21 protein-coding genes and 1 tRNA gene are annotated in these 24,363 nt (G+C 71.9%); 17 read left to right on the forward strand and 5 right to left on the reverse strand.

The annotated features are described in order from the left end of the window. Positions 1-126 precede the first annotated feature (126 nt). The 10 genes from ACFCZ1_RS22690 (at position 127) to ACFCZ1_RS22735 (ending at position 12,862) form a co-directional block, all read left to right on the forward strand. Positions 127-1,017, forward strand: a complete 891-nt coding sequence (locus ACFCZ1_RS22690) for an FAD binding domain-containing protein (RefSeq protein WP_376680090.1) — start codon at positions 127-129, stop codon at positions 1,015-1,017. After that, the gene (locus tag ACFCZ1_RS22695) at positions 1,014-3,068 is read left to right on the forward strand and encodes a 2Fe-2S iron-sulfur cluster-binding protein (protein ID WP_376680091.1); all 2,055 of its coding nucleotides are present in this window, start codon (positions 1,014-1,016) and stop codon (positions 3,066-3,068) included. Before ACFCZ1_RS22690 ends, ACFCZ1_RS22695 begins: the two co-directional genes overlap by 4 nt. Positions 3,069-3,103: 35 nt before the next feature. Next, the gene (locus tag ACFCZ1_RS22700; RefSeq protein WP_376680139.1) at positions 3,104-5,407 is read left to right on the forward strand and encodes a xanthine dehydrogenase family protein molybdopterin-binding subunit; all 2,304 of its coding nucleotides are present in this window, start codon (positions 3,104-3,106) and stop codon (positions 5,405-5,407) included. Between the two features lie 171 nt (positions 5,408-5,578). After that, positions 5,579-6,115 carry a DUF2563 family protein gene (locus tag ACFCZ1_RS22705; RefSeq protein ID WP_376680092.1) on the forward strand — a complete coding sequence of 179 codons (537 nt, stop codon included), beginning with the start codon at positions 5,579-5,581 and terminating at the stop codon, positions 6,113-6,115. After that, positions 6,115-7,533 (forward strand): WXG100 family type VII secretion target, encoded by a 1,419-nt coding sequence (locus ACFCZ1_RS22710; RefSeq protein WP_376680093.1) that lies wholly within the window; start codon positions 6,115-6,117, stop codon positions 7,531-7,533. Before ACFCZ1_RS22705 ends, ACFCZ1_RS22710 begins: the two co-directional genes overlap by 1 nt. 21 nt (positions 7,534-7,554) lie before the next feature. Then, the gene (gene mycP / locus ACFCZ1_RS22715) at positions 7,555-8,739 is read left to right on the forward strand and encodes a type VII secretion-associated serine protease mycosin (protein ID WP_376680094.1); all 1,185 of its coding nucleotides are present in this window, start codon (positions 7,555-7,557) and stop codon (positions 8,737-8,739) included. 79 nt (positions 8,740-8,818) lie between these two features. Then, positions 8,819-9,250, forward strand: coding sequence for a hypothetical protein (locus ACFCZ1_RS22720; RefSeq protein WP_376680095.1), 432 nt, complete (start codon positions 8,819-8,821; stop codon positions 9,248-9,250). Positions 9,251-9,258: 8 nt separating this feature from the next. Then, positions 9,259-11,574, forward strand: a complete 2,316-nt coding sequence (locus tag ACFCZ1_RS22725; protein ID WP_376680096.1) for a hypothetical protein — start codon at positions 9,259-9,261, stop codon at positions 11,572-11,574. After that, positions 11,574-12,119, forward strand: a complete 546-nt coding sequence (locus ACFCZ1_RS22730) for a hypothetical protein (RefSeq protein WP_376680097.1) — start codon at positions 11,574-11,576, stop codon at positions 12,117-12,119. The genes ACFCZ1_RS22725 and ACFCZ1_RS22730 overlap by 1 nt, the downstream gene beginning before the upstream one ends. 110 nt (positions 12,120-12,229) lie before the next feature. Continuing rightward, positions 12,230-12,862, forward strand: a complete 633-nt coding sequence (locus ACFCZ1_RS22735; RefSeq protein ID WP_376680098.1) for a hypothetical protein — start codon at positions 12,230-12,232, stop codon at positions 12,860-12,862. Here the strand turns inward: ACFCZ1_RS22735 and ACFCZ1_RS22740 are convergent. Further along, a tRNA-Cys gene (locus tag ACFCZ1_RS22740) sits at positions 12,844-12,915 on the reverse strand. The two genes, ACFCZ1_RS22735 and ACFCZ1_RS22740, sit on opposite strands and share 19 nt — an antisense overlap. A 171-nt stretch (positions 12,916-13,086) precedes the next feature. Between ACFCZ1_RS22740 and ACFCZ1_RS22745 the strand changes: the two genes are divergently transcribed. The 6 genes from ACFCZ1_RS22745 (at position 13,087) to ACFCZ1_RS22770 (ending at position 19,027) form a co-directional block, all read left to right on the forward strand. Then, complete coding sequence (locus tag ACFCZ1_RS22745; protein ID WP_376680099.1) at positions 13,087-14,556, forward strand: MFS transporter; 1,470 nt, start codon at positions 13,087-13,089, stop codon at positions 14,554-14,556. A gap of 76 nt (positions 14,557-14,632) precedes the next feature. Next, positions 14,633-14,830 carry an Arc family DNA-binding protein gene (locus ACFCZ1_RS22750; RefSeq protein WP_365921590.1) on the forward strand — a complete coding sequence of 66 codons (198 nt, stop codon included), beginning with the start codon at positions 14,633-14,635 and terminating at the stop codon, positions 14,828-14,830. Beyond that, complete coding sequence (locus ACFCZ1_RS22755) at positions 14,827-15,198, forward strand: type II toxin-antitoxin system death-on-curing family toxin (protein ID WP_376680100.1); 372 nt, start codon at positions 14,827-14,829, stop codon at positions 15,196-15,198. The genes ACFCZ1_RS22750 and ACFCZ1_RS22755 overlap by 4 nt, the downstream gene beginning before the upstream one ends. Before the next feature lie 150 nt (positions 15,199-15,348). Continuing rightward, entirely contained in the window at positions 15,349-17,133 is a 1,785-nt protein-coding gene (locus tag ACFCZ1_RS22760) for a DEAD/DEAH box helicase (RefSeq protein WP_376680101.1), read from the forward strand. 316 nt (positions 17,134-17,449) lie between these two features. Next, positions 17,450-18,091 (forward strand): IclR family transcriptional regulator, encoded by a 642-nt coding sequence (locus tag ACFCZ1_RS22765; RefSeq protein WP_069920456.1) that lies wholly within the window; start codon positions 17,450-17,452, stop codon positions 18,089-18,091. Positions 18,092-18,229: 138 nt separating this feature from the next. Then, on the forward strand, positions 18,230-19,027 hold the full coding sequence (locus ACFCZ1_RS22770; protein WP_376680102.1) for a S16 family serine protease: 798 nt from the start codon (positions 18,230-18,232) through the stop codon (positions 19,025-19,027). Here ACFCZ1_RS22770 and ACFCZ1_RS22775 read toward each other — a convergent pair. The 3 genes from ACFCZ1_RS22775 to ACFCZ1_RS22785 all read right to left on the reverse strand — a co-directional run bounded on the left by ACFCZ1_RS22775 (position 18,957) and on the right by ACFCZ1_RS22785 (position 21,439). Next, positions 18,957-20,252 carry an MFS transporter gene (locus tag ACFCZ1_RS22775; protein WP_376680103.1) on the reverse strand — a complete coding sequence of 432 codons (1,296 nt, stop codon included), beginning with the start codon at positions 20,250-20,252 and terminating at the stop codon, positions 18,957-18,959. The genes ACFCZ1_RS22770 and ACFCZ1_RS22775 overlap by 71 nt on opposite strands. Then, positions 20,249-20,851 (reverse strand): ArsR/SmtB family transcription factor, encoded by a 603-nt coding sequence (locus tag ACFCZ1_RS22780; RefSeq protein ID WP_376680104.1) that lies wholly within the window; start codon positions 20,849-20,851, stop codon positions 20,249-20,251. The genes ACFCZ1_RS22775 and ACFCZ1_RS22780 overlap by 4 nt, the downstream gene beginning before the upstream one ends. Positions 20,852-20,962: 111 nt before the next feature. Continuing rightward, complete coding sequence (locus tag ACFCZ1_RS22785; RefSeq protein WP_376680105.1) at positions 20,963-21,439, reverse strand: Lrp/AsnC family transcriptional regulator; 477 nt, start codon at positions 21,437-21,439, stop codon at positions 20,963-20,965. A 133-nt stretch (positions 21,440-21,572) separates the two neighbouring features. Here ACFCZ1_RS22785 and hppD point away from each other — a divergent pair, with 133 nt between their 5' ends. Then, positions 21,573-22,718, forward strand: a complete 1,146-nt coding sequence (hppD, locus tag ACFCZ1_RS22790) for a 4-hydroxyphenylpyruvate dioxygenase (protein WP_376680106.1) — start codon at positions 21,573-21,575, stop codon at positions 22,716-22,718. A gap of 66 nt (positions 22,719-22,784) precedes the next feature. On the opposite strand, the gene ACFCZ1_RS22795 is transcribed toward hppD, so the two are convergent. Beyond that, positions 22,785-24,344, reverse strand: coding sequence for a tetratricopeptide repeat protein (locus ACFCZ1_RS22795; protein WP_376680107.1), 1,560 nt, complete (start codon positions 24,342-24,344; stop codon positions 22,785-22,787). Positions 24,345-24,363 lie beyond the last annotated feature (19 nt).

The raw sequence follows: 24,363 nt of genomic DNA on the forward strand, positions 1-24,363 counted from the left end.
GGGCCGACCCTCGCGCGGGGCGGCCGGGAAGATGTGCCAGAGTTGCCACGTCCCGGCGGTGAGCACGTACCGTACGGCGGACAGGCGTGAGCGCCGGGACCGGGACATCGGGAAGGGGCAGCTGGGTTGACCACGCACGCACCGCATTCAGTTCAGGGGCCGCAGGCGGCGCAGTCCGTGACGTTGCCGACCTCGCTCGACGAGGCCGTGGCGGCGCTCACCGCCATGCCCGCCGCCGTGCCCGTGGCCGGCGGCACCGACCTCATGGCCGCCGTCAACGCCGGACTGCTGCGACCCGCCGCGCTGGTGGGCCTCGGGCGGATCAACGAGATCCGCGGCTGGCAGTACCAGGACGGCCACGCACTGCTCGGCGCCGGCCTGACCCACGCGCGGATGGGGCGGCCGGATTTCGCCGCTCTGATCCCCGCGCTGGCGGCAGCCGCGCGCGCCGCCGGTCCCCCGCAGATCCGCAACGCGGGCACCCTCGGCGGGAACATCGCCAGCGCCGCGCCCACAGGTGACGCCCTGCCCGTGCTGGCCGCGCTGGAGGCCGTGCTCGTCATCGTCGGCCCGGGCGGATCGCGCGAGATCCCCGTGTCCCACCTGCTGGCCGGCCGCGAGATGCTGAGCCCCGGAGAGCTGATCGGCTACGTCCGGGTGCCGCTGCTGCACGCGCCCCAGGTGTTCCTCAAGGCCACGGGGCGCACCGGGCCGGGGCGCGCGGTGGCGTCCGTGGGGCTCGTACTGGACCCCGCGCGCCGGGGTGTGCGCTGTGCGATCGGCGCGGTGGCCCCGATGCCGCTCCGGCCGCTGGAGGCCGAACAGTGGGTGGCCTCGTTGATCGACTGGGACGGGGAGCGGACCCTGGCCCCCGAGGCACTGGATGCCTTCGGCGAGTACGTCGCGGCCGCCTGCGTGCCCGACCAGGGCGAACCGGTGGCCCCCGGTGTACTGCATCTGCGGCGGACGGTGGCCGTGCTGGCACGCAGGGCCCTCGGGAGGGCACTGACCTCATGAGCGAGAACGAGAACGAGAACGTGACCCAGGGGAACGGTACGGCGGGCTGGGGCTGGGAACCGGTCCCGCAGGGCGGCGAGTACGACTCCGACGCGACGGCCTTCGTCAAGCTGCCGCAGGACATGCTGGACGCGCTCGGCACCGGGGAGCCCCTTGCCGCGCCCGGGCACGGGTACGTGCCGCCGCCGATGATCGTGCCGCTCGGCTCGGCCAGCACGGATCCGGCGGCCACGGGTACGTGGACGATTCCGGTGCAGTGGCCGGAGGCCGGGGCCCCGGCTCCGGCGGACCCGGCGTCGGCGCCCGCCCAGGCTTCCGCCGCGGCGCCGGTCGGCGGGCCGATCCCGGCGTCGATCCCGATCCCGGCGTCGGTGGCCGCGGCGTACGCGGAGCCGGAGCCGGAGCCCGATCCGGGGGCGACGGCGGAGTGGCGGTTCCCGGACGAGGCTTCGGCGACCGGGCAGTGGGCCGTGGCGGACACCGCCGGGCAGCCCGCGGACTTCCGGCAGAGCGCGCTGGACGCCGACTGGAGCCAGGCCCCGGCGACGCTGCCGGGCGGAGCCCCGGCGCCGTGGGCGAACCACCCCGACTTCGCGGCGCTGCAGCAGGACCAGGGCACCCTGCCGGGTACGGACGAGGCGGCCGCGGCGTCGGCCGCGGCGGCCGCTGCCACGGCGGCGGCCGCCGGGCGGCTGCTCGGCGGGCCCGGGGTCGGCGCCCCGCCGCGCGGGCCGCGCGTGCTGGGCGGCCCCGGCGTGGGCACTCCGCTCCCGGAGGCGGGCGAGCCGGTGCACCCGGCCCCGCACGACATCGAGGCCGCGCACGGTGCGGCGGCGATGCAGGTCGAGGGGGAGCGGCCGCACCCGGTGGCCGAGGCGGCGGAGCGGCCGGCGGCCACCGGCGGCCTGGACCTCTTCGGCGGAGTGCGGGTCGAGGCGGCGGCGGAACCCGCGGCCGGCGAGTCCGCGGCTGCCGAGTCCGTGCCGTTCGAGCAGGTGCCGTTCGAGCACGTGACGTCCGAGCACGAGCCGTCCGCGTCCGTGCCGTTCGAGCAGGCCGCCGGGCCCGCCGGCAGCGACGGGCGGGGCTTCGCCGTATCCGGGCACGCGCCGCAGGCGCCTCCCGAGGCCGAGGCGGGGCACGGACCCGAGGCGGGGCACGGGCCGGAGGCGGGGCACGGACCCGAAACGGAGCCGGCCGACGCGGACGAGCACGGCTTCACCGAAGCCGCCCGGGCACCGGCCGGGTTCCCGGCCGGGTCCACGCCGACCGCTTCCACCGCCGACACGGCCGACACCGCCGACACCGCCGACACCGCCGACACGGCCGTGGCACCGCCGGCCGAGGACACCGCCGTAGGTTTCCCGGCCGGGTTGCCGGCGTACGAAGAAGGAACGGCGGCGGCCGTGACCGCCGCCCATCACGAGCACCCGCAGGCTTCCTACGTCCTGCGCGTCAACGGCGCCGACCGGCCCGTCACCGGCGCCTGGATCGGCGAGTCCCTGCTCTACGTGCTGCGCGAGCGCCTCGGCCTCGCCGGCGCCAAGGACGGCTGCTCGCAGGGCGAATGCGGCGCCTGCGCGGTGAAGGTCGACGGCCGGCTCGTCGCCTCCTGCCTGGTTCCGGCCGCGACGGCCGCCGGGAGCGAGGTCCGTACCGTCGAGGGTCTCGCGACGGGCGGGGAACTCTCGGACGTGCAGCAGGCGTTGTGCAGGTCGGGTGCGGTGCAGTGCGGATTCTGCGTGCCCGGCATGGCCATGACCATCCACGATCTGCTGGAGGGCAATCACGCCCCCAGCGAGCTGGAGACCCGTCAGGCGCTGTGCGGCAACCTCTGCCGCTGCTCCGGCTACGCCGGGGTCATCGACGCCGTGCGCGAGGTCGTGGCCGAGCGCGAGGCGACGGCGGCTTCGACTGCGTCGGCTTCGGCGTCGGCTTCGGCTTCGGCCGAGCCCGCCGGCCATTCTCCGGCTCAGGGCTTCCCCGAGCCGCGCATTCCGCATCAGGCACAGCCCGGCGAGGGCGGCATCCACCACGGAGGCACGGTGTGAGCGCGCAGGACGCGGCGACGGCCACGACGACGACCATGAACGCCACGGTCGCGGCCTCGGCCGCCCCCGAGGCCCCGGACCAGCAGGTACCGCGCGGAATCGGAGCCTCCGTCCCGGCCGCCGACACCCGCGCCAAGACCGAGGGCACCTTCCCCTACGCCGCCGACCTGTGGGCCGAGGGTCTCCTGTGGGCGGCCGTGCTGCGCTCCCCGCACGCCCACGCCCGGATCCTCTCCATCGACACCTCGGCGGCTGCCGAGATGCCCGGCGTGCGCGCCGTCGTCACCCACGCCGATGTCCCCGGCGCCACCACGCACGGCCGCCGCATCGCCGACCGGCCGGTCTTCGCCCACGACGTCGTGCGCCACCACGGCGAGCCCATCGCCGCTGTCGCCGCCGACCACCCGGACACGGCACGGCTCGCGGCGGCCGCGATCGCTGTCGAGTACGAGCTGCTGGACCCGGTCACCGATCCCGAGCAGTCCTTCGGCGCCCCCGCCCTGCACCCCGACGGCAACCTGATCCGGCACATCCCGCTCCGCTACGGCGACCCGGAGGCGACCGGCGAGGTCGTCGTCGAGGGCCTGTACCGGATCGGCCGCCAGGACCCCGCACCCATCGGCGCCGAGGCCGGGCTGGCCGTACCGCGGCCCGACGGCGGCGTGGAGCTGTACACGGCCTCCACCGACCCGCACACCGACCGCGACCTGGCCGCGGCCTGCTTCGGCCTCGAACCGGACCGCGTGCGCGTCGTGGTCACCGGAGTCCCGGGCGCGACGGCGGACCGCGAGGACGCGGCGTTCCAACTCCCCCTCGGCCTCCTCGCCCTGCGCACGGGCTGCCCGGTCAAGCTGGCCGCGACCCGCGAGGAGTCCTTCCTCGGCCACACCCACCGGCACCCGACCCTGTTGCGCTACCGCCACCACGCGGACGCGGAGGGCCGGCTGGTCAAGGTCGAGGCGCAGATCCTGATGGACGGGGGCGCGTACGCGGACTCGTCCTCGGAGTCCCTCGCGGCGGCGGTGGCCTTCGCGTGCGGCCCGTACGTCGTCCCGCACGCCTTCGTCGAGGGCTGGGCGGTCCGTACGAACAACCCCCCGTCGGGCCACGTGCGCGGCGAGGGCGCCATGCAGGTGTGCGCGGCGTACGAGGGCCAGATGGACAAACTGGCCGCCGCGCTCGGCATGGACGGCGCGGAACTCCGCATGCGCAACGTCCTGGCGACCGGCGACCTGCTCCCGACGGGCCAGACGGTGACGTGCCCGGCTCCGGTGGCGGAACTCCTGCGCGCGGTACGGGATCACGAACTTCCGCCGCTCCCGAAGGACACCCCGGAGGAGGAGTGGCTGCTGCCGGGCGGCCCGGAGGGCGCCGGTGAGCCGGGCGCGGTGCGGCGCGGCGTCGGCTACGGCGTCGGCATGGTGCACATGCTGGGCGCCGAGGGCACGGACGAGGTCGCCACGGCCACCGTGAAGGTGGTGGGCGGCGTCGCGACGGTCATCTGCGCGGCGGTGGACACCGGACAGGGCTTCGCCACACTGGCCCGCCAGATCGTCCAGGAGGTCCTGGGTATCGACGAGGTGACGACGGCTCCGGTCGACACCGACCAGCCGCCGGCCGGTCCGTCGGCGCACGGCCGCCACACGTGGGTGTCGGGCGGCGCGGTGGAGCGGGCGGCGAAGATGGTCCGCACCCAGCTCCTCCAGCCGATGGCGCACAAGCTCGGCATGTCCACGGAGCTCCTCCAGATCACGGACGGCCGGATCACGTCGTACGACGGCGCGTTCTCGACGACGGTCGCGGAGGCGATCGAGGGCAAGGAACTCTGGGCGACGGCCCAGTGCCGCCCCCACCCGACGGAACCCCTGGACGGGGACGGCCAGGGCGACGCGTTCGTGGGCCTCGCGTTCTGCGCGATCCGCGCGGTCGTGGACGTGGACATCGAGCTGGGATCGGTGCGCGTGGTCGAGCTGGCCGTGGCCCAGGACGTGGGCCGCGTCCTCAACCCCCGCCAGCTGGCGGCCCGCATCGAAGCGGGCGTCACCCAGGGCGTGGGCGCGGCCCTGACGGAGAACCTCCGGACGGTCGCCGGCCTGGTCCGCCACCCGGACCTGACGGGCTACGCACTGCCGACGTCGCTGGACGCCCCGGCCGTGCGCATCGTCAAGCTGGTCGAGGAACGCGACGTGGTGGCCCCCTTCGGCGCGAAGGCGGCGAGCGCGATCCCTGTGGTGACGACGCCCGCGGCGGTAGCCTCGGCGGTCCGGTCGGCCACGGGCCGCCCGGTGAACAGGCTCCCGATCCGCCCCTCGGCGGCGGTCGCGGCACCCAACTCGTGACCGTCTGACCCGCATTGCACCTGCAACCCCGGACTTGGGGCTGTCGGTGCCGGTCGCTAGAGTGATCGGTGAGAGTGTGCACGCGCGCGTGCGAACGGGTGCGAACGGGGACGGGGAGCGGCGGTAACTCACGCCGCGACCGCGGGGAGACGGGGAGTCGGGGAGGCCATCGTGGCAGCGGAGAACGGTTCAGGTCTGTTCGGAGCAGGCCCTACGACGGGTTTGGCGGACGCGATCAGGGCGCAGGCCGACGCACAGGCGAAGGCCGCGGCGCTGCGGATCGAGTACGACTCGCTGAAGGACTACAAGAACCTGGTGGACGGCCTCCTGACGTCGCTGGAGGAGTCTCCGGCGGAGCATGGGAAGCTGTCCCACGGCACGCTGCCGGCCGGTGTGCTGGGCACGGGCTTCCCCGAGGCCGACGCCCTCTTCAAGTCGTACAACACCGTCCACGCAGAGCTGCAGAAGCTCTCGAAGGGCCTCGCGGACCAGATCGAGGCCCTGGGCATCGCGATCCTGACGGCGGGCAAGGGCTTCGGGGACGTGGACGAGGAGACGAGGCGGCGCATGGCGGCCATCGCCAAGGAAGCCCGCGAGAACTACGTCCCGAAGCGTGATCCGTACGCGGACAAGATGGGCGGTGTGCCGGCAGGCACGCCGAACAGCCCGGGTGCCCACGGCGGAGCGAACAAGGGCGCTGTGATCTGATGACGAATTTCGAGGGTTACTCGCACGCGCAGTTGGCCGCGATGGTCGCGTCGCTCGACTCCAAGACGGTGTCGCAGCGTGGTACGCAGCTCACCGAAGCCTCCAAGGCCATCAAGGAGATCGGACAGAAACTCAAGGATCACAAGGTCAAGGACTGGGAGGGCGAGGCAGCCGTCGCCTTCCAGGAATGGGTGAACCGCGCGGGCAGCGCAACCCTGGTCCTGGCCGACTACAGCGCCACGGGCGGCCATTGGATGACCTTGGCTGCCCAGACCATGTCCGAGATCCACATGCCCAAGTACGACGCTGCGGCAGAGGCCACGCTCAAGGAGAATCTCGCGACGTCGCGGGAGTACCACAACGACCCGGACGCCCAGCAGATGGGCCAGGAGGCGTGGTCAAAGCTGAGCGGGGACCACACGCGTGCCGTGGACGCGCTGAGGAAGCTCTCTCAGTCGTACAGCTTGTCGTCGGGGGAGATGGACAAGGCTCCCGTTCCGACGTTTCCGGAGCCGCCGAAGGTGTTTGTGCCGTCGGACTACTACGGCGGAGAGGACATAGCCCGCCCGGGCGGAAGCTCCGGTCAGGGGAACTACTCGGGGAGTTCGTCGTACGCATCGTCGGCATCCGGCAGCAGTGGCTCTGCGAATGAACCGGGCTGGGTTTCCGGACACCCGCCGCAGCCGGACAGCACCGTCCCGACGGTGACGATGCCGCCTGTCTCTTTGACCCCGGACCGCAACGTGGACGTGGACCTCGACACCGTCACCACGCTCCCGAACCCGACCCTGCCACCGACGACCATGCCCGGTGGGCCGCTGCCCACGGGGCCCAGCGGTCCCAACCCCGTAACCCTCGTCCCGCCTGTGCCCCTGCCGCCGGTCGGCGGGATGAAGACGATCCCCGGCATCGGCCCCGTCGGCTTCCCTCCCGGCGGTCCGGTCCCGGGTACGAGCGGTCCTCTCGGCAAGCTCGGCATGCCAGGCCTCCCCCCGCGGGACACCGGCATCATGGGCGGCCGTCCGGTGACTTCCACGGGACCCAGCGCAGGCATCCCGCGCGGCACGGTCATCGGCGCCGAAGGCACTCAGGCCGGCCGCGGCATGATGGGCGGCGGCATGGGCCACGGTGCGGGTGGTCCGCACGGAGGCCAGGTTGGTTCGCCGACCGGCCGTCGGCTGGCCTCGGAGCCGGGGGGTATCGTCGGCGGGCGTCAGCCTGCGACGGGTGGCCGCTCGACGCCGTTCACCCAGGGCGGTTCGGGCCTCGTGCGGAACAACGCCGGTGGAATCGGCGCCGGTGCGCGCACTCCGGGCGGCCGACGCGATGACCACGCGGGCGAACGCCCCGACTACCTGGCCGAGGACGAAGAGACCTGGCAGGGCAACCGTCGTGTTGTTCCGCCGGTGATCGACTGAGCAGAACGGACGTTGCACGGGATGCGCATGCGTAAGACGACCTCGGCCCTGGTGGGTCTGCTGCTGGCCGGGGTCGCCGCGACCCCGGCCCATGCGGAGTCCATTCGTTCGCAGCAGTGGCATCTCGACGCCATGAAGGCCGACGACATCTGGAAGACGAGCACTGGAAAAGGCGTCACCGTCGCGGTGATCGACACCGGCGTCAACCAGATCCCGGAACTCGAAGGACAGGTCCTCCCGGGCAAAGCCTTCCCTGTTGGTGATGCCGAGGGCGGCAGAGACAACGACTACTTCGGTCACGGTACCGGCATGGCTGCAACGATCGCCGGAACCGGAAAGCACCCGAGTGGTGATGGCGCTTTCGGGCTTGCACCCGGCGCCAAAATCCTCCCGATCCGCGTGCCAGACATGCTGGAGGATGACACGACCCCGGCTTGGGTCGCAGCCATCCGCTACGCAGCGGACTCAGACGCCAAGATCATCAACATTTCTCAAGGTAGGTCCGGCAAGCCCGAGGCTGATCGAGAGCGGGCAGCCGCGGTGAAGTATGCACTGTCGAAGGGCAAATTGATCTTCGCCGCTGCGGGTAACTCAGGGGACTCGACCAACGAGATCAACTACCCTGCTGCGACCCCCGGAGTGGTCGGAGTGGGCGCGGTGGACGTCAATGGCGAACCAACCAAGGAGTCGCAGCACGGCCCGCAGATCGACCTGTCGGCGCCGGGTATCGACATCGTTACTGCATGCAAGGGCAAGACGGGGCTGTGCAAGACCCACGGCACCAGTGACGCTTCCGCCCTTGCCTCCGCCTCCGCCGCCCTGCTCTGGTCCGCCCACCCCGACTGGACCAACAACCAGGTTCTCCGGGTCCTCCTGAACACCGCGGGCAAGCCCGTCGACGGCTCGCAGCGCAACGACTACGTCGGCTACGGCGTCGTCCGCCCCCGTATCGCGGTGCCCACCCCCGGCGACCCCGGCCCTGCCGATGTCTACCCGCTGCCCGACCTCGCGGCGGCGGACGGCGCCAAGTCCCCCTCGGCCTCTCCGGACGGCAAGGCACCCGAGTCGGCGGCGGCCAAGCCGGTGCCGCAGGCCGGGGAGAAGAAGGACGGCAGCCTGCTTCCCTGGATCGGCCTCGGTCTGGGAGCCTGCCTGCTGATCGGCGGAGCCGTCACCGCCGTCGTGGTGCGCCGTAACAACCGCTGATCGCTGACGCTGGTCGCTCCGCTGATCGCTGACCACAAGCACTATCGGACTACCGGACCTGACAGGGGAGTTCTACGCGATGTCGTTCGACGAGGAATGGTCGGCGGCACGCGCCACGGCCGCCGCCAACGTGTCCATGCGGCTCAACCACGTCCCCGTGGAACCCGGTGGCGGCGGGAGCGGTGGCGGCGGCGATCTCGATCTCAACCAGGACCACATCGGTGCGATCGGCTCCGAGGCGTACAAGTTGCACAGCCGTCTGCTGACCGACGGCAAGCACGCCTCCACCGCCACCGCCGAGGCCGCCGGCGCGCTCACCAAGGAGGGCTTCGCCAGCGGGGCGGCGCTGCTCAAGGTCAACACCACCTGGGAGAGCCAGGTGAAGACCCTCGTGGCCGCCTGCGCCACCATCTCCAACGGGCTGAACTACTCGCTCACCTCCCACGCCAAGGACGAGCAGGAGCTCCACGCCGACTTCACCGTTTCCGCGCTCGACAAATACCTCAAGTAGGCGCCCGCATGCTGACGTACGAAAACGTGATGAACGCCCCGCTGGACAAGCTCCAGACGGCCGTCACCGACTGGAAGGCGCTCGTCGACAAGCTGGACGAGCTGGCCGAGGCGGCGCGCAACGGGATGAAGGCCAAGGCCGACAAGGCCGAGTGGAGCGGGGTCACCGCCGGCGTGGGGCGGGCGTTCGTCGACAAGACGGCCAAGGAGTTCGAGGACGCCGCCAAGGAGGCCAAGGGCGTCCACCAGCTCCTCAGCGACGGCCACACCACCATCAAGACGGCTCGGGACGCCCTGAAGAAGGCCGCCGACGAGGAGGCCCCCGCCGCCGGCTTCCGGGTGGACGCGGCCGGTAAGGTCTCGGCCGTTCCGATGGACCCGAAGACCGAGTTCGCGGCCCGGCACGACCCGGACTACCCCGAGTTCTTGCGCAAGCAGGAGGAGAACCGCAAGGCCTGGCAGGCGAGGGTGGACCGGCTCGTCGAGGACTGCGCGGACGCCGACGACTCCCTGGCCCGAGCCCTGCGCGCCAACGTCTCGGACGACCACAACTTCACCGCGCCGAAGTACACCACCCTGGACGGCGAACAGGCCGACCGCGCGGCCGAGCTGATGAAGAAGCTCAGCAAGGAGCAGGGCGGCGTCGCGCGCAACCCCGAGGCGCTGCGCGAGCTGGAGGACCTGCTCGACGACAACCGCAACGAGGCGGACTTCTCGACGGACTTCTACCGCAAGCTCGGCCCCGAAGGCACGCTCGAGGCGTACGCGAAGCTGTCCATCGACGCGTCGACCCTCGGCGAGGCGGGCAAGGACCGCCTGGCGATGGTCGGCAACATCCAGAACGACATGGGCGCGATGCTCGGGCTCGCCACGCAGAAGGGCTCGCCGAACCACCTGGATGCGGCGTGGACGACCGACCTGATGAAGGCCGGCCGCAAGGAGATGCAGGTCACCGGCGATCTGACCAGCAAGATCTACGGCTACCAGGCGCTGGGCTCGCTGCTCCACGAGGGCAAGTACGACAAGGACTTCCTGACCTCGGTAGGCCGGGACATGGTCGCGTTCGACCGTGAGAACCCCAAGGCCTGGGAGCACGGGTCCCCGTACGACCCGAAGACGGTGCTCAGCCAGGGCAAGGACGGCAGCCGGGGCTTCTACCCGCTGACGGGCCTGATGGACGCGATGGCCCACAACCCGGACGCGGCGACGGCCTTCTTCACCGAGCCGGTCCGCCAGGACAGCAACGGCGACGGCATCGTCACCCTGGCCGACAAGGCGGTGGGCGGAGAGCACGGCAAAGCCCGGGGCATGGTCGACTACATGCTCGACAAGGAGTCGTGGGCCGACGCCTTCGACCGGGCCCCCGGCCACCCCTACGGCGAGGCGGGCCCGGCCCAGGAGGCGCTCGGCGGCGCGCTGGAGGCGGCGGTCTCGGGCCGCGTGCCGGGCGACGAGGACGCGAAGCCCGTTCCGCACACCAAGGAAATGACGGCGATCATGGAAGACGTCGTCCAGAAGATCGGCGACGACCCTTCGCTGGTGGCGCAGGACCCGGACGACGAGGACAAGAAGCCGCGGCTGGGCCCCATGGCCGGGCACTTCGGCAACATGGCGGCGGAATACATCCCGGACCTCCAGGCCTCCGCCGAGAACGGCGGGAACCAGATCAAGGTCAACGGGACGATGGCCGAGTTCGAGGAGGCGACGGTCTCCCGCTTCCTCGGGGCGGTCGCCCAGGACCCCGGCGCCTACGGCGCGATCACCAACGCCAATCAGGCGTTCACGGCGGTGCTGGTCAACGACGTAGTCCAGCACCACGGCGAGTACACCCTGCTGGGGGATGCGGTGGGGAACGCCGTACAGCCAGGTGGTCAGATCGCGGGCATGATGACGGAGGCCCGCGCACAGGGCATGCATGCCGAGACCGCCCATACGAACGAGGAGTACGTGAAGGGCGTCGAGGACGGGGCCAAGTGGATCAATCGCGGCATCAGTGCCGCCGGTGGCAAGTACCTGGAAATGGTGCCGGTGGCCGGCGACATCGTGGAATGGGTCCAGGAGGACGTCACCGAATACTTCGTCGAGGACGCCAAGGAAAAGGGCAAGGAGAAAACCGCCGACACCGAAAAGGCCGTGGCAAACATGTACTCCAAGGCAGATATCGGTACCAGTAGCTCGGCCGAGAGTGCGGTGCGCAACGCGACTGTCGGCTCGGGTCTCTCACAGAAGGACATCGATACGCTGGCTGGTGTGGCGTCCAAGGAGTCCTCGGTCGCCCACTCGGTCGGCCGGGACCTGGTGGACAGCTCGAAGGGGTCGTCCTGATGTCCGCGGCGAGGTCGGCGGGAGCCGCCGTCGCCGTGCTGGCCGTCGGCGTCCTGCTGGCCGGCTGCTCGGATAAGAAGGAGAACGCCACCGCTTCCGAGATGCCGGAGAGGCTGTGCTGGGGGGCCTTCGACGCCAAGACCGTGGCTCCCCTGTTGGGCAGCGGAAAGAAGATCACGGAGGACACACGGGACGCGTTCTCCTTGGCGGCCGATCTGAACAAGATCACCTGTCGCGTTCAGCTGGACGGCGCGACGGTGATGACCGCGTTCGCCTGGCGCAAGCCGCTGGGCAGCGACGCGTTCTGGCAGGCATACGACCCGCTGCATCCGGACAAGCTCGACATGGGGCGCAAGGGGTTGGTGTGGGACGGCGGCGCTGCGCTCTTGTACACGTGCCGGACTCCGACGGAGGCTTTCGAACTGGAGCTGAGGATCGACAACGGCCCGGCGAGCATCGACAGCGCCAAGGCCAAGGCGCTGAATACCCAGTTGATGAAGGACTACCAGGACTCCACCCGCAAACAGCTCAACTGCGCGCCCTGATGGTTTCCACCGGCCGCGCCGTGGCATTCGCGGTACTCGTGGGCCTGGTCGCAGGATGTACCACGTCAGACCCTGAGCCGAAGGCGTCGCGTCCGGTGAAGGCGCCGGAAGTGGACCTGACGGAGGCGTGCCCCGGGTTGATCACGGATGCCGCCGGTCCGGCGCTGATGCATGTGCTGCAGTCCTCGCATCTGGTCAACGACGATGCGCAGACTGTTGGCGTCACGGCCATGGGCAAGGCTCTGGAGGAGGCCTACGATGCGGGGCCGAAGGCCGGCGAGGCCGCCGTTCCTCCGTGCACCGTCACCGGAATCGTGGGCATGGGGAAGCGGGTGGGCGAGATCCGGCTCGCCGCGGAGAGCCGGAACGTCGGCGCGCCGGGAACCGGCCAGACGGGTGTCCGGGTGACGCGCGCCGACAAGGAGCGAGGCGTGGCCTTCGACTGCGTGAGCACCCGCGTCGGCTCGACGCGCGACATGCCGCTGCGATCACGGCCTTCTATACGGACCGATTCCACAACAGCAAGGGAGACGCCGTGCTGGGTGAGGACTACCTGGTCCTCGCCCACTCCGCCGCGCGTGCGATCGCCGAAGAGCTGGGATGCGAGAACAGCGGCGCACTGCCCGACGGGGCTGCTGGCCTCCCGAAGCCCTGACGCACGTACGGGCACGTGCGGACATGACGTGAAGGCCGCTCAGGAGACTCCTGAGCGGCCTTCACGTAGAAGCCGTGGCGGGAATTGAACCCGCGTGCCTCGCTTTGCAGGCGAGTCCCTCAACCACTCGGGCACACGGCTCTGTGGTGGTGATGTGCACGACCGTACGGGGGGCCGCGGGGCCGGGGAAGGGCGGCGCTGCGGCCGCAACACGACTGCCATGCCGCGTTCACGGACCTAGGTCCGGCGGCCGAGGCGGGATACGTCGAATTGACAGGGACCAAACAGGGGTACGCCCCTTACTCTGGGGCGATGAGCGCCCTCGAACCCCGCGTGCCCGAAAAGACCGCAGCCGTCCCCCCGGCACCGCCGCGCGCCGGGATCCTCGGGCCCGCCTACCGGACGCTCAGCATCGGGATCATCTCCGTCATCTTCCTGATCGCCTTCGAGGCCACCGCCGTGGGAACGGCCATGCCCGTCGCCGCGCGGGAGCTGGAGGGGATCGGGCTCTACGCCTTCGCCTTCTCCGCCTACTTCACGACCAGCCTCTTCGGGATGGTCCTCGCCGGGCAGTGGGCCGACCGCCAGGGACCGCTGCGGCCGCTGACCGTCGGGATCGCCTCGTTCGCCACGGGGCTCGTGGTCGCCGGAACCGCCGGCGCCATGTGGGTCTTCGTCCTCGGCCGGGCGATACAGGGCTTCGGCGGCGGGCTGGTCATCGTCGCCCTGTACGTGGTCGTCAGCCGGGCGTACGAGGAGCGGCTGCGCCCCGCGATCATGGCGGCCTTCGCGGCCAGCTGGGTGATCCCCTCGATCGTCGGACCGCTCGCCTCGGGGACGGTCACCGAGCACCTCGGGTGGCGGTGGGTCTTCCTCGGGATACCGCCCCTGGTCGTCGTACCGCTCGCCATCGCGCTGCCGGCGATACGGCGGACCGCGTCGGGCCCGGTCGACCCCGGCGCGCCGCCGGTGGCGTTCGACCGGCGCCGGATCCGGCTGGCCCTCGGCATCTCCACGGGCGCCGGGCTCCTGCAGTACGCCGCCCAGGACCTGCGGTGGCTGTCGCTGCTCCCGGGCGCGGTGGGCGTGGCCCTGCTGGTCCCCGCCGTACGGGGACTGCTGCCGCGCGGCACCTACCGGGCGCGGCGCGGACTGCCGTCCGTGGTGCTGCTGCGCGGGCTGGCGGCGGGGGCGTTCATCGGGGCGGAGAGTTTCATCCCGCTGATGCTGGTCACCCAGCGCGGGCTGAGCCCGACGCTGGCCGGATTCTCGCTCGCGCTGGGCGGGCTGACCTGGGCGGGCGGCTCGTGGCTGCAGTCGAAGGGGCGGATGGCGCCGTACCGGGAGCGGCTGATGGTGGGCGGGATGGTGATGGTGGCCGCCGCCATCGCGGCCGCGCCCGCCGTGCTGATCGAGTCGGTGCCGGTGTGGACGCTGGCGCTCGCCTGGGCGGTGGGGTGCCTGGGGATGGGCCTCGTCATCGGCTCGACGAGCGTGCTGCTGCTGAAGCTGTCGGCGCCGGAGGAGGCCGGGGCGAACTCCGCCGCGCTGCAGATCTCCGACGCGCTGGCCAATGTGGTGCTGCTGGCCGGCGGCGGGGCGGCGTTCGCCGCGCTGGGCGGGGGTGCGGTGGGGGCGGCGCACGCCGTCGCCGCCGAGGGCGCGGCCGCCTCGCACCCCGGCGCGTTCGTGGTGGTGTTCCTGCCGATGGCGTGCGTGGCGCTGGTGGGGGCGTGGGTCGCCACCCGATTGGATCCGGCTTCTGCTCCGGAAGCCGTCTGACACCAGCTGGTACCACGCGGTACCTGCCAGCTGACACCAGCTGACACCAGCTGGTACCACGCGGTACCGTGGCGTCATGGCTGGTCTCAACGTCAGGTTCACCGAAGAAGAGCTGGACGCCTTGCGCGAACGCGCCGAGGCGGAGGGCCGCAGCATGCAGTCCTTTGCGCACGAGGCGGTGATCAAGGCCGTGAACGAACACTCCCGGCTCTTCAACGAGGCGGCCGAGCACGTCCTGAAGGTCAGCGGTGAGCTGAACCGGAGGCTTGCGTGACCCACTACCTGACCCTCCCCGAGGTGCTGAACCTCGCGGAGCGGCTCGGGACCAGCGAGGTGCGCGACTACGGGCTGCTCGACTCGGCGCTCGCCCGCCCCCGGTCGAGCGTCTTCGGCCAGGATGCCTACCCGGACGTCTGGGAGAAGGCAGCCGCCCTGATGGAGTCGCTCGCCCGCAACCACTGCCTGGTGGACGGCAACAAGCGCATCGCCTGGTACGCGACCTGGGTTTTCCTGCACATGAACGGACACCCGCTCGACGCCGACTTCGACGTCGACGAGGCCGAGCGCTTCGTGCTGGACGTATGCCAGGGCGCACTGGACGTACCGAAGATCGCAGCGCACCTTCCGAGGTTCGCTCGCTGACCCGCGGACTGTGACGCTCGCCGCACCCGCCGAGGTCACGGGCCTGTCCCTCCGCGAGGGGCGGCCCCGGGCCGGTAGGGTGGCCCGGTTGTCCTACGTACGACTGCCCGTACCAGTACGCGAGTACGCCGAGAGCCCGAACCGGAGACCGTGACTACTACCGCCTCCCACCACCTCTCACCCGCCTTCCCCGGCCGTGCCCCCTGGGGCACCGCCAGCGCGCTGCGTGCCTGGCAGCAGGGGGCGCTGGACCGCTACATCCAGACCCAGCCCCGGGACTTCCTCGCGGTGGCCACGCCCGGCGCCGGAAAGACCACCTTCGCGCTGACCCTCGCGTCCTGGCTGCTGCACCACCACGTCGTCCAGCAGGTGACGGTGGTCGCGCCGACCGAGCACCTGAAGAAGCAGTGGGCGGAGGCGGCGGCGCGGATAGGCATCCGGCTGGATCCCGAGTACTCCGCCGGGCCGCTCAGCAAGGACTACCACGGCGTCGCGGTCACGTACGCGGGCGTCGGCGTACGGCCCATGCTGCACCGCAACCGCTGCGAGCAGCGCAAGACCCTGGTGATCCTCGACGAGATCCACCACGCCGGCGACTCGAAGTCCTGGGGCGAGGCATGCCTGGAGGCCTTCGACCCGGCGACCCGGCGCCTGGCCCTGACCGGCACGCCCTTCCGGTCCGACACGAACCCCATCCCCTTCGTCACGTACGAGGAGGGCAACGACGGGATCCGGCGCTCGTCCGCCGACTACACCTACGGGTACGGGAACGCGCTCGGGGACGGAGTCGTCCGGCCCGTCATCTTCCTCTCCTACAGCGGGAACATGCGCTGGCGGACGAAGGCGGGCGACGAGATCGCCGCCCGGCTCGGCGAGCCGATGACCAAGGACGCCATCTCGCAGGCCTGGCGCACGGCCCTGGACCCGCGCGGCGACTGGATGCCGAACGTGCTGCGCGCGGCCGACCAGCGGCTGACCGAGGTCAGGAAGGGCATTCCGGACGCGGGCGGCCTGGTCATCGCCTCCGACCAGGACTCGGCGCGCGCGTACGCCAAGCTGCTCAGGGAGATCACGGGCAGCAAGGCCACCGTGGTGCTCTCCGACGACACCGGCGCGTCCAAGCGGATCGACGAGTTCAGCGCGGACGGCAGCCGCTGGATGGTCGCGGTCCGGATGGTGTCCGAGGGCGTCGACGTGCCCAGACTGGCCGTCGGGGTGTACGCCACGACCATTTCGACCCCGCTGTTCTTCGCGCAGGCCGTCGGGCGTTTCGTGCGGTCGCGCAGGCGTGGCGAGACCGCGTCCGTGTTCCTTCCGACCATCCCCTACCTCCTCGGCTTCGCGAACGAGATGGAGGTCGAGCGCGACCACGTCCTCGACAAGCCGAAGAAGCAGGGCGAGGAGGACCCGTACGCCGAGTCCGAGAAGGAGATGGACGAGGCGAACCGGCAGGAGGACGAGGACACCGGCGAGGACGAGCAGATGTCCTTCGAGGCGCTGGAGTCCGACGCCGTCTTCGACCGGGTCCTCTACGACGGCGCCGAATTCGGCATGCAGGCGCACCCGGGCAGCGAGGAGGAGCAGGACTACCTCGGCATCCCCGGGCTGCTGGAGCCCGACCAGGTGCAGATGCTGCTGCAGAAGCGCCAGTCGCGGCAGATCGCGCACAGCCGGCGCAAGCCCGACGCGGCCGCGGACCTGCTGGAGCTGCCGGCCGACCGGCGGCCCGTGGTCTCGCACAAGGAACTGCTGGAGCTGCGCAAGTCGCTGAACACGATGGTGGGCGCGTACGTCCACCAGAGCGGCAAGCCGCACGGCGTCATCCACACGGAGCTGCGCCGGGTCTGCGGCGGGCCGCCGAGCGCGGAGGCGACGGCGGGCCAGCTGCGCGAGCGGATCAAGAAGGTTCAGGAGTGGGCCACCCGTATGCGGTGATCTGTTCCCACAGGCATGGGCGGGGGGCGGTACGGAGCTTCGTACCGCCCCCGAGCCGGTCCGAGGTCACGAAACGACTCCAAGAGCGGTCAGGAAACGGCATAAAGGGGTAGTGCACGCCCGGATTCTGGACGAGCCCTTCCGCTGAGCGGACCCGCTCGCTAATGTCCCCGCATCGAACGCACCGTGGCAGCGCCGCCGCGGGAGCGCAGCCGGTGCAATGGCCGCTACCGGCGGCCTCTCCGTGCGCCGCCGCGGGACCGGCGGCGCGCCACCCAGAGAGTCACCGCCGCTCACCGAAAGAGGGAGAGGCGTCGTGACCGCGGAAACCTCCCAGACTCTCGACAGAGGGCTCAGAGTCCTCAAACTGCTCGCCGACACCGACCACGGTCTGACCGTCACCGAGCTCTCCAACCGCCTCGGTGTCAACCGCACCGTGGTCTACCGGCTCCTCGCCACCCTGGAGCAGCACGCCCTGGTCCGCCGTGACCTCGGTGGCCGGGCCCGGGTCGGGCTCGGAGTGCTGCGGCTGGGCCGGCAGGTGCACCCGCTCGTCCGCGAGGCCGCCCTGCCCGCGCTGCGGTCCCTCGCCGAGGACATAGGCGCCACCGCGCACCTGACCCTCGTCGACGGCACCGAGGCGCTCGCCGTCGCCGTCGTGGAGCCGACCTGGACGGACTACCACGTGGCCTACCGGGCCGGCTTCCGCCACCCGCTGGACCGCGGGGCCGCCGGGCGGGCCATCCTGGCCGCCCGTCAGGGCGCGCTGATCGAGCCGGGGTACACGCTGACCCACGGGGAGCTGGAGGCCGGTGCCAGTGGCGCCGCCGCGCCGCTCGTGGGGATCACCGGGCTGGAGGGCAGCGTCGGGGTCGTGATGCTGGCCGACGCCGTGCCCGAGCGGGTCGGGCCGCGGGTGGTCGACGCGGCGCGCGAGGTCGCCGACGCCCTTCGCTGAGCCGCGGGCCCGGCGGGGTCGCCCGGCGCCGCTGCGGCGCCGGGTGCGCCGCCGTTTCCGCGGCCCGCCGCCCCCGGCGGGGCCGGACCGCCCGGTGGGGCTGAGTGGCCCCGCGGGGCGGCCCGATAGATTGGGCGGGTGCTCTCTCGTCTCACACGTCTGCCGCGTCCCACCGCCCTGGCCGTCTGCGCCGTGCCCGTGCTCGCGCTGTTCGCCGTCGCGGTCTTCGCGCCGCTGCCCTTCGTGATCGCCCAGCCGGGGCTCACAGCCGACGTGCTGGGCGAGCGGGACGGCAAGGCCGTCATCTCGGTCACCGGCGCCCCGGCCCGGCAGACGACGGGCCAGCTCCGCATGACGACCATCCAGGCCACCGGCCCCTCCACGACGGTGAACCTCCCCGAACTCCTGGACAACTGGTTCGACACCTCCCGGGCCGTCATGCCCAGGGAGGCCGTCTACTCCTCGGGCGGAACGGACGAGGAGATCGAGGAGCACAATCTGGAGGAAATGTCCAAATCCCAGTCCGCGGCCGAGCAGGCGGCCCTCGGCTACCTCCACAAGGACCCCAAGGACGTGAAGGTCGAGCTGAACCTCGCCGACGTCGGCGGTCCCAGCGCCGGTCTCCTCTTCTCCCTCGGCATCGTCGACAAGCTCGACGGCGACGGCAGCGGCGGCGACCTCACCGGCGGACGCAGCATCGCCGGTACGGGCACCATCGACGCGGACGGCAAGGTCGGCGCGGTCGGCGGCGTGGCCCTGAAGACCCAGGCCGCGCGGCGCGACGGGGCGAGCGTGTTCCTCGTGCCGAAGGCCGAGTGCTCGGACGCGCGGTCGGAACTCCCCGAGGGGCTCCGGCTGGTCCCCGTCACCTCGCTGACGGATGCCGTGAACGCCCTTCGCGCGCTGAACCGGGGAGAGCCCGCTCCGTCCTGCTGACGGTGGCCGTGCGGTCCATGGCGCGCCACGCCGGGAACACCAGCGGCGCCAGAGTGGCCAGCAGGTACGTGCCGCCGAACAGCAGCAGCGCCGTCGACACGCCGAACCCGTCGACGAGCAGGCCAGCAGCGAGCCCGCCCAGCGGCATGGTCAGCTCGCAGCCCGCCGTGGCCACGCCCGAGACGCGGGTGCGCAGCTCCTCCGGCACGATCTCGTAGAAGACCGTGCTCAGGACCGGGTTGAGAATGCCCGCACCCAGCCCGGACAGGGCCATCGCCACCGCGAGCGGCAGGGGCGTGTCCGTGACCGCGGCCGTCACGTAGCGGGGTGCCCCGCAGAGCAGGAACGCGGCCGCGAAGACCGCCCTGCGCGGGAAGCGCTCGCCCCACGCGCCGTAGAGCAGGGCGCCCAGCAGCGCGAAACCGCCGAAGAGGGAGATCAGCAGACCGAGCGCGGCGGGCCCGCCCGGGGTCTCCCGGCCGTGCACGGGCAGCAGCACCGAGGACCAGCCCTGGTCCAGCCCGTTGGTCGTCATCACCATCAGGGTGACGCCCATCAGCAGCCGCGTGCGGCTCAGGAAGGCCCAGCCCTCGGCCAGTTCGGCCCGGTAGGCCGCGAACGAGGCCTTCTGCGCGGTGCGTTGCGGCTCGGCGGCCGGGATCCCGCGCAGGAAGACGGTGACCAGCAGGGCCGACGCCCCGAAGGTCGCCGCGTCCAGCAGCAGTACCGTCTCGGCGCCGGACGCCGCGATCAGTAAGCCGGCCACCGCGGCCCCGAGCATCCGGGCTCCGCGCGAGACCGCGTCGTAGAGGCTGGCGGCCCGCAGGACGGTGGTGCCGGCGTGCTCGGCGAGATCCGGCAGCAGGACGGAGCGGGCGGTCAGGCCGGGGGTGTGGACGAGGCCGCCGACGGCCATCAGCGCGCACAGCATCCAGAACTCCAGCACGCCCGCGTGGTGCAGCAGCGGGATCGCGCCGACGGACAGGGCGCAGATCAGGTCGGAGGCGGCGGAGACCCGGCGGCGGCCGATCCGGTCGATGACGGGTCCGCCGGCGAGGGCCGCCACGATCACGGGCAGGGTGGCGCAGAAGGCGACGATCCCGGCCCGCGCGGCGCTGCCCGTGGTCTGGAGCACGAACCACGGGACGCCGATGAGGGTGAGCGAACTTCCGGCTATGGAGATCGTGTTGGCGGCCAGCACCGCCGCCAGGGGCCGCCGGCTCATGTGGTCTCACCGCCGCGCGGGAGGACGTGGGTGTGGACGCGGACCTGCTCCATGCCCTCCTCCTGCGGCAGATCGCGGAAGCCGTTGACCAGTTCGTGCATCCTGCGGATCAGTTCGAGGCTCTGTGCGGCCGTCAGGCGCAGGGTGAAGTCGCTCATGTCCGAGCCGCGCCGCCACTCCTTCGACCAGGTGTGGGCGTTGCCGAGCCAGGTGCTCAACTCCTGCGTGTGGATCGTCGCGATCTCGTGCATGAAGAGGTCCGCCGCGCCCCGCGTGGCCGGGTCCTCGTCGTAGATCAGCTTCTCGTCGAAGACCGTGCCGTCGTGGGTGGCCTTCCACCACCGTTCGCGGCCCTTGCCGTGCTCGGGTGCGTCCTCGACGAACCCGTGCACGGCGAGCTGGCGCAGGTGATAGCTGGTGGACCCGCTGGATTCGCCGAGCTGCTGGGCCAGTTGGGAGGCGGTGGCCGGTCCGTCGTGGCGCAGGGTGGCCAGCATGCGGATGCGCAGCGGGTGGGCGAGGCCCCGCAGGGAGCGGGCGTCGAGGACCCGCGCATTGGGCTCGGAGGGGTCGGGGGATGCGGCGGTCGTCTCGGGCATGCCGCGAGCGTAGAGTTGCAAAGACTTCTCTGCAACGGTTTATTTGCAACACCTTCCCGGTGACTCCGGGCCCGCCCCACCCCGCCCCGCCCGGCCGCCCCGCCCCGCCCCCTACCGGCTGTCGTCCTCGGCGGCCTGTTCGACCAGCGGGATGATCCGCAGGGGTACGGGGTTCTCCATGACGATCGCCGTCGAGGCCCGCACGATGCCCTCGAAGCCGACGACGAGGTCGATCACCCGCTGGAGGTCCGCGTTGGACCGGGCCACGAGCCGGCACAGCATGTCCCCGTGCCCGGTGGTGGTGTGCAGCTCCAGCACCTCCGGCACCCCGGCCAGGTGGGCCCGCACGTCGGCTCCCTGCCCCTGTTTGATCTCCAGGGTGGCGAAGGCGGTCACCGGGTACCCGAGGGCCGTCGGATCGACCTGCGGGCCGAAACCGCGGATGACCCCGTTCGACTGGAGCCGGTCCAGACGGGCCTGTACGGTCCCGCGCGCCACTCCCAGGCGGCGCGAGGCCTCCAGCACCCCGATCCGCGGCTCGCGGGCGAGCAGGACGATCAGCCGGCCGTCGAGTTCGTCGATTCCCATGAGTACGCTCCCAGCTCCTCGGAGGTGGTCATAGTGCACAGATGTTTCAGCCATCCTCAGGCGCAGCTGGGCAGTCTGTACAGTCAAATAGGAAACTATTGCGCAGCTTGTGGATCGGCGGGACTCTGCGCTCATGACTGAGACCCTCGAAACCACCCCGCACACCGCGCGTGAGGCAGACCCCTTCCCGGTGAAGGGCATGGACGCGGTCGTCTTCGCCGTCGGCAACGCCAAGCAGGCCGCGCACTACTACTCGACCGCCTTCGGCATGAAGCTCGTGGCCTACTCCGGACCGGAGAACGGCACCCGGGAGACCGCCAGCTACGTCCTGACCAACGGCGGCGCGCGCTTCGTGCTGACCTCCGTCATCAAGGCGACGACCGACCACGGCCGCTTCCTCGCCGAGCACGTGGCCGAGCACGGCGACGGCGTGATCGACCTGGCCATCGAGGTCCCCGACGTGCGGGCGGCCTACGCGTACGCCGTCGAGCACGGCGCGCGCGGCCTGGACGAGCCGTACGAGGTCAAGGACGAGCACGGCACGGTCGTGCTGGCCGCGATCGCGACCTACGGCCAGACCCGCCACACGCTGGTCCAGCGCGGCGACTACACCGGCCCCTACCTGCCGGGCTTCGTCGCCGCCGACCCGATCGTCGAGCCGCCGGCCAAGCGCACCTTCCAGGCCATCGACCACTGCGTGGGCAACGTCGAGCTCGGCCGCATGAACGAGTGGGTCGCCTTCTACAACAAGGTCATGGGCTTCACGAACATGAAGGAGTTCGTGGGCGACGACATCGCGACCGAGTACTCGGCGCTGATGTCCAAGGTCGTCGCGGACGGCACCCTGAAGGTGAAGTTCCCGATCAACGAGCCGGCGATCGCGAAGAAGAAGTCGCAGATCGACGAGTACCTGGAGTTCTACGGCGGCGCGGGCGTCCAGCACATCGCGCTGGCCACGAACGACATCGTCGCGACCGTGCGGTCCATGCGCGCGGCGGGCGTGCAGTTCCTGGACACCCCCGACTCGTACTACGACACGCTCGGCGAGTGGGCGGGCGAGACCCGCGTCCCCGTCGAGACCCTGCGCGAGCTGAAGATCCTCGTCGACCGCGACGAGGACGGCTACCTGCTGCAGATCTTCACCAAGCCGGTGCAGGACCGGCCGACGGTCTTCTTCGAGATGATCGAGCGGCACGGGTCCATGGGCTTCGGGAAGGGCAACTTCAAGGCCCTCTTCGAGGCGATCGAGCGCGAGCAGGAGAAGCGCGGCAACCTGTAGGCCGCCGCACCCGGCCCCCTCGGCTCCCGCCGGGGGGGCCGGCCCGTCACGTGCCCGGCGTGCCCGTCACGCGCCTGACGCGCCTGACGTGCCCGGCGCGGTCGGCGCGGACGGCTTCGGCTTCGGTTCGGCCGGCGGGGCCGCCGGCTTCGGCTTGGCGGCCTTCGGGAGTTCCGGAGCCACCCACGGAGCGGTCGGCTGCAGGTGCTCCGGGCCGCCCGGTGGCGGCTGGCCGATGGCCGCCAGGGCCTCCTTCGCCAGCGGCGCCCGCAGCGGCGAGAAGTGCGGGTTGGTGCGCATCGCCTCCTCCAGGTGACGCCGGGTCGCCGCCTCGTCGCCGAGGCCGCGCTCGATCATCGCCCGGTGATAGGCGAACTCCGCGCTGCGCAGCCCCGGCTCCGTCGCCTTCTTCGCGTACTCCAGCGCCGCCTCGTCCTCGCCCGCCTTGTGCAGGGCCCAGCCCAGCGCGTCCGCGACCGGCATGCTCTTGTGGCGCAGCCACTCCTCCGACAGCCGCCGCACCGCCGCCGCCGGATCCCCGTGGTCCGCCTCGTACAGGCCGAGGACCACGTCGTCGTCCACACCGTTCGTGTTGTCCCGCGCCGCCAGCGCGCCCAGCATGTCGTACGGCACCCGCGCCTCCTGCTCCCGCCCCAGCGACTCCAGCAGCTCGCCCAGCTCCCTCGCCAGCTGCGGCAGCGGCGTCCGCCCCAGCGCCAGCCGGTAGTCCCGCACCGCCTCACCGGTCCGCCCCAGCGCGGCCAGCGCCCGCGCCCGGCCGCCCAGCGCCTCCGCCTGCGCCGGATCCGTCCGCAGCGAGCCCTCGTACTGCCGCAGCGCCTCCGACGGGTCGCCCCGCTCCCAGGACAGCTCCCCGAGCCGGAACAGCGCGTACGCCTTCTCCGCCGGGGCCTTCGCCGCGCCCGCCGCGTGCTCCATCGACATCGCGGCGTCCTCGCGCCAGCCCCGGTCCCGGTAGACCTGCGAGGCCCTGACGTACGCCGCCAGGCCCGGCCGGAGCTCCATCAGCTCCTCCATCGCCCTCTGCGCGGCCTTGTAGTCGCCCAGGCCCGTGTACGCGTCCACGAGCACCGGGTACGCCGCCCACCGCTTCGGCGCCTGCGCCCGTACGAGCTCGCCCCACTTCTTCCCGGTCCCGAAGTCCCGCCGGGCGTTGGCCAGCGCGCCCATGCCCGTCATCGCGTCGAGGTTGCCCTTCTCCGCCGGGCGGGCCTCCAGCGACCGCTTCAGCGCCTTCTCCGCCTTCGGGAACCAGCCCGAGTCCGCCGAGCGCCGCGCCTGCTCCACGTACGCGGCGCCGAGGACCGCCCACGAGGCCTCGTCGTCCGGGTGCGCCGCGACCCACTTCTCCCGGTCCGCGACCAGCGCCGCCAGGTCCACCGCCGCCGCGGGCGCGCCCATGCCGACCGCCGCCGCGGCCCGCTCGCTCGGTCCCGGCGGACGGGCGTCGTCACCGCCGCGGGCCGGCCGGATCAGCAGGGCCCCGGCGATCAGGACCACCGCGACCGCGGCCGCCACGAGCGTCTTGCGGCCGGTGAAGGTCACGGGCGGTGCCGGGGTCTGCGATGCCTCGTCGAAACGGTCGAAACGGTCGATACGGTCCATGGGCTCACTGTGCGTCAAT

Origin of the sequence: Streptomyces sp. NPDC056224 (assembly GCF_042267665.1) — a bacterium.
Classification (GTDB): domain Bacteria; phylum Actinomycetota; class Actinomycetes; order Streptomycetales; family Streptomycetaceae; genus Streptomyces.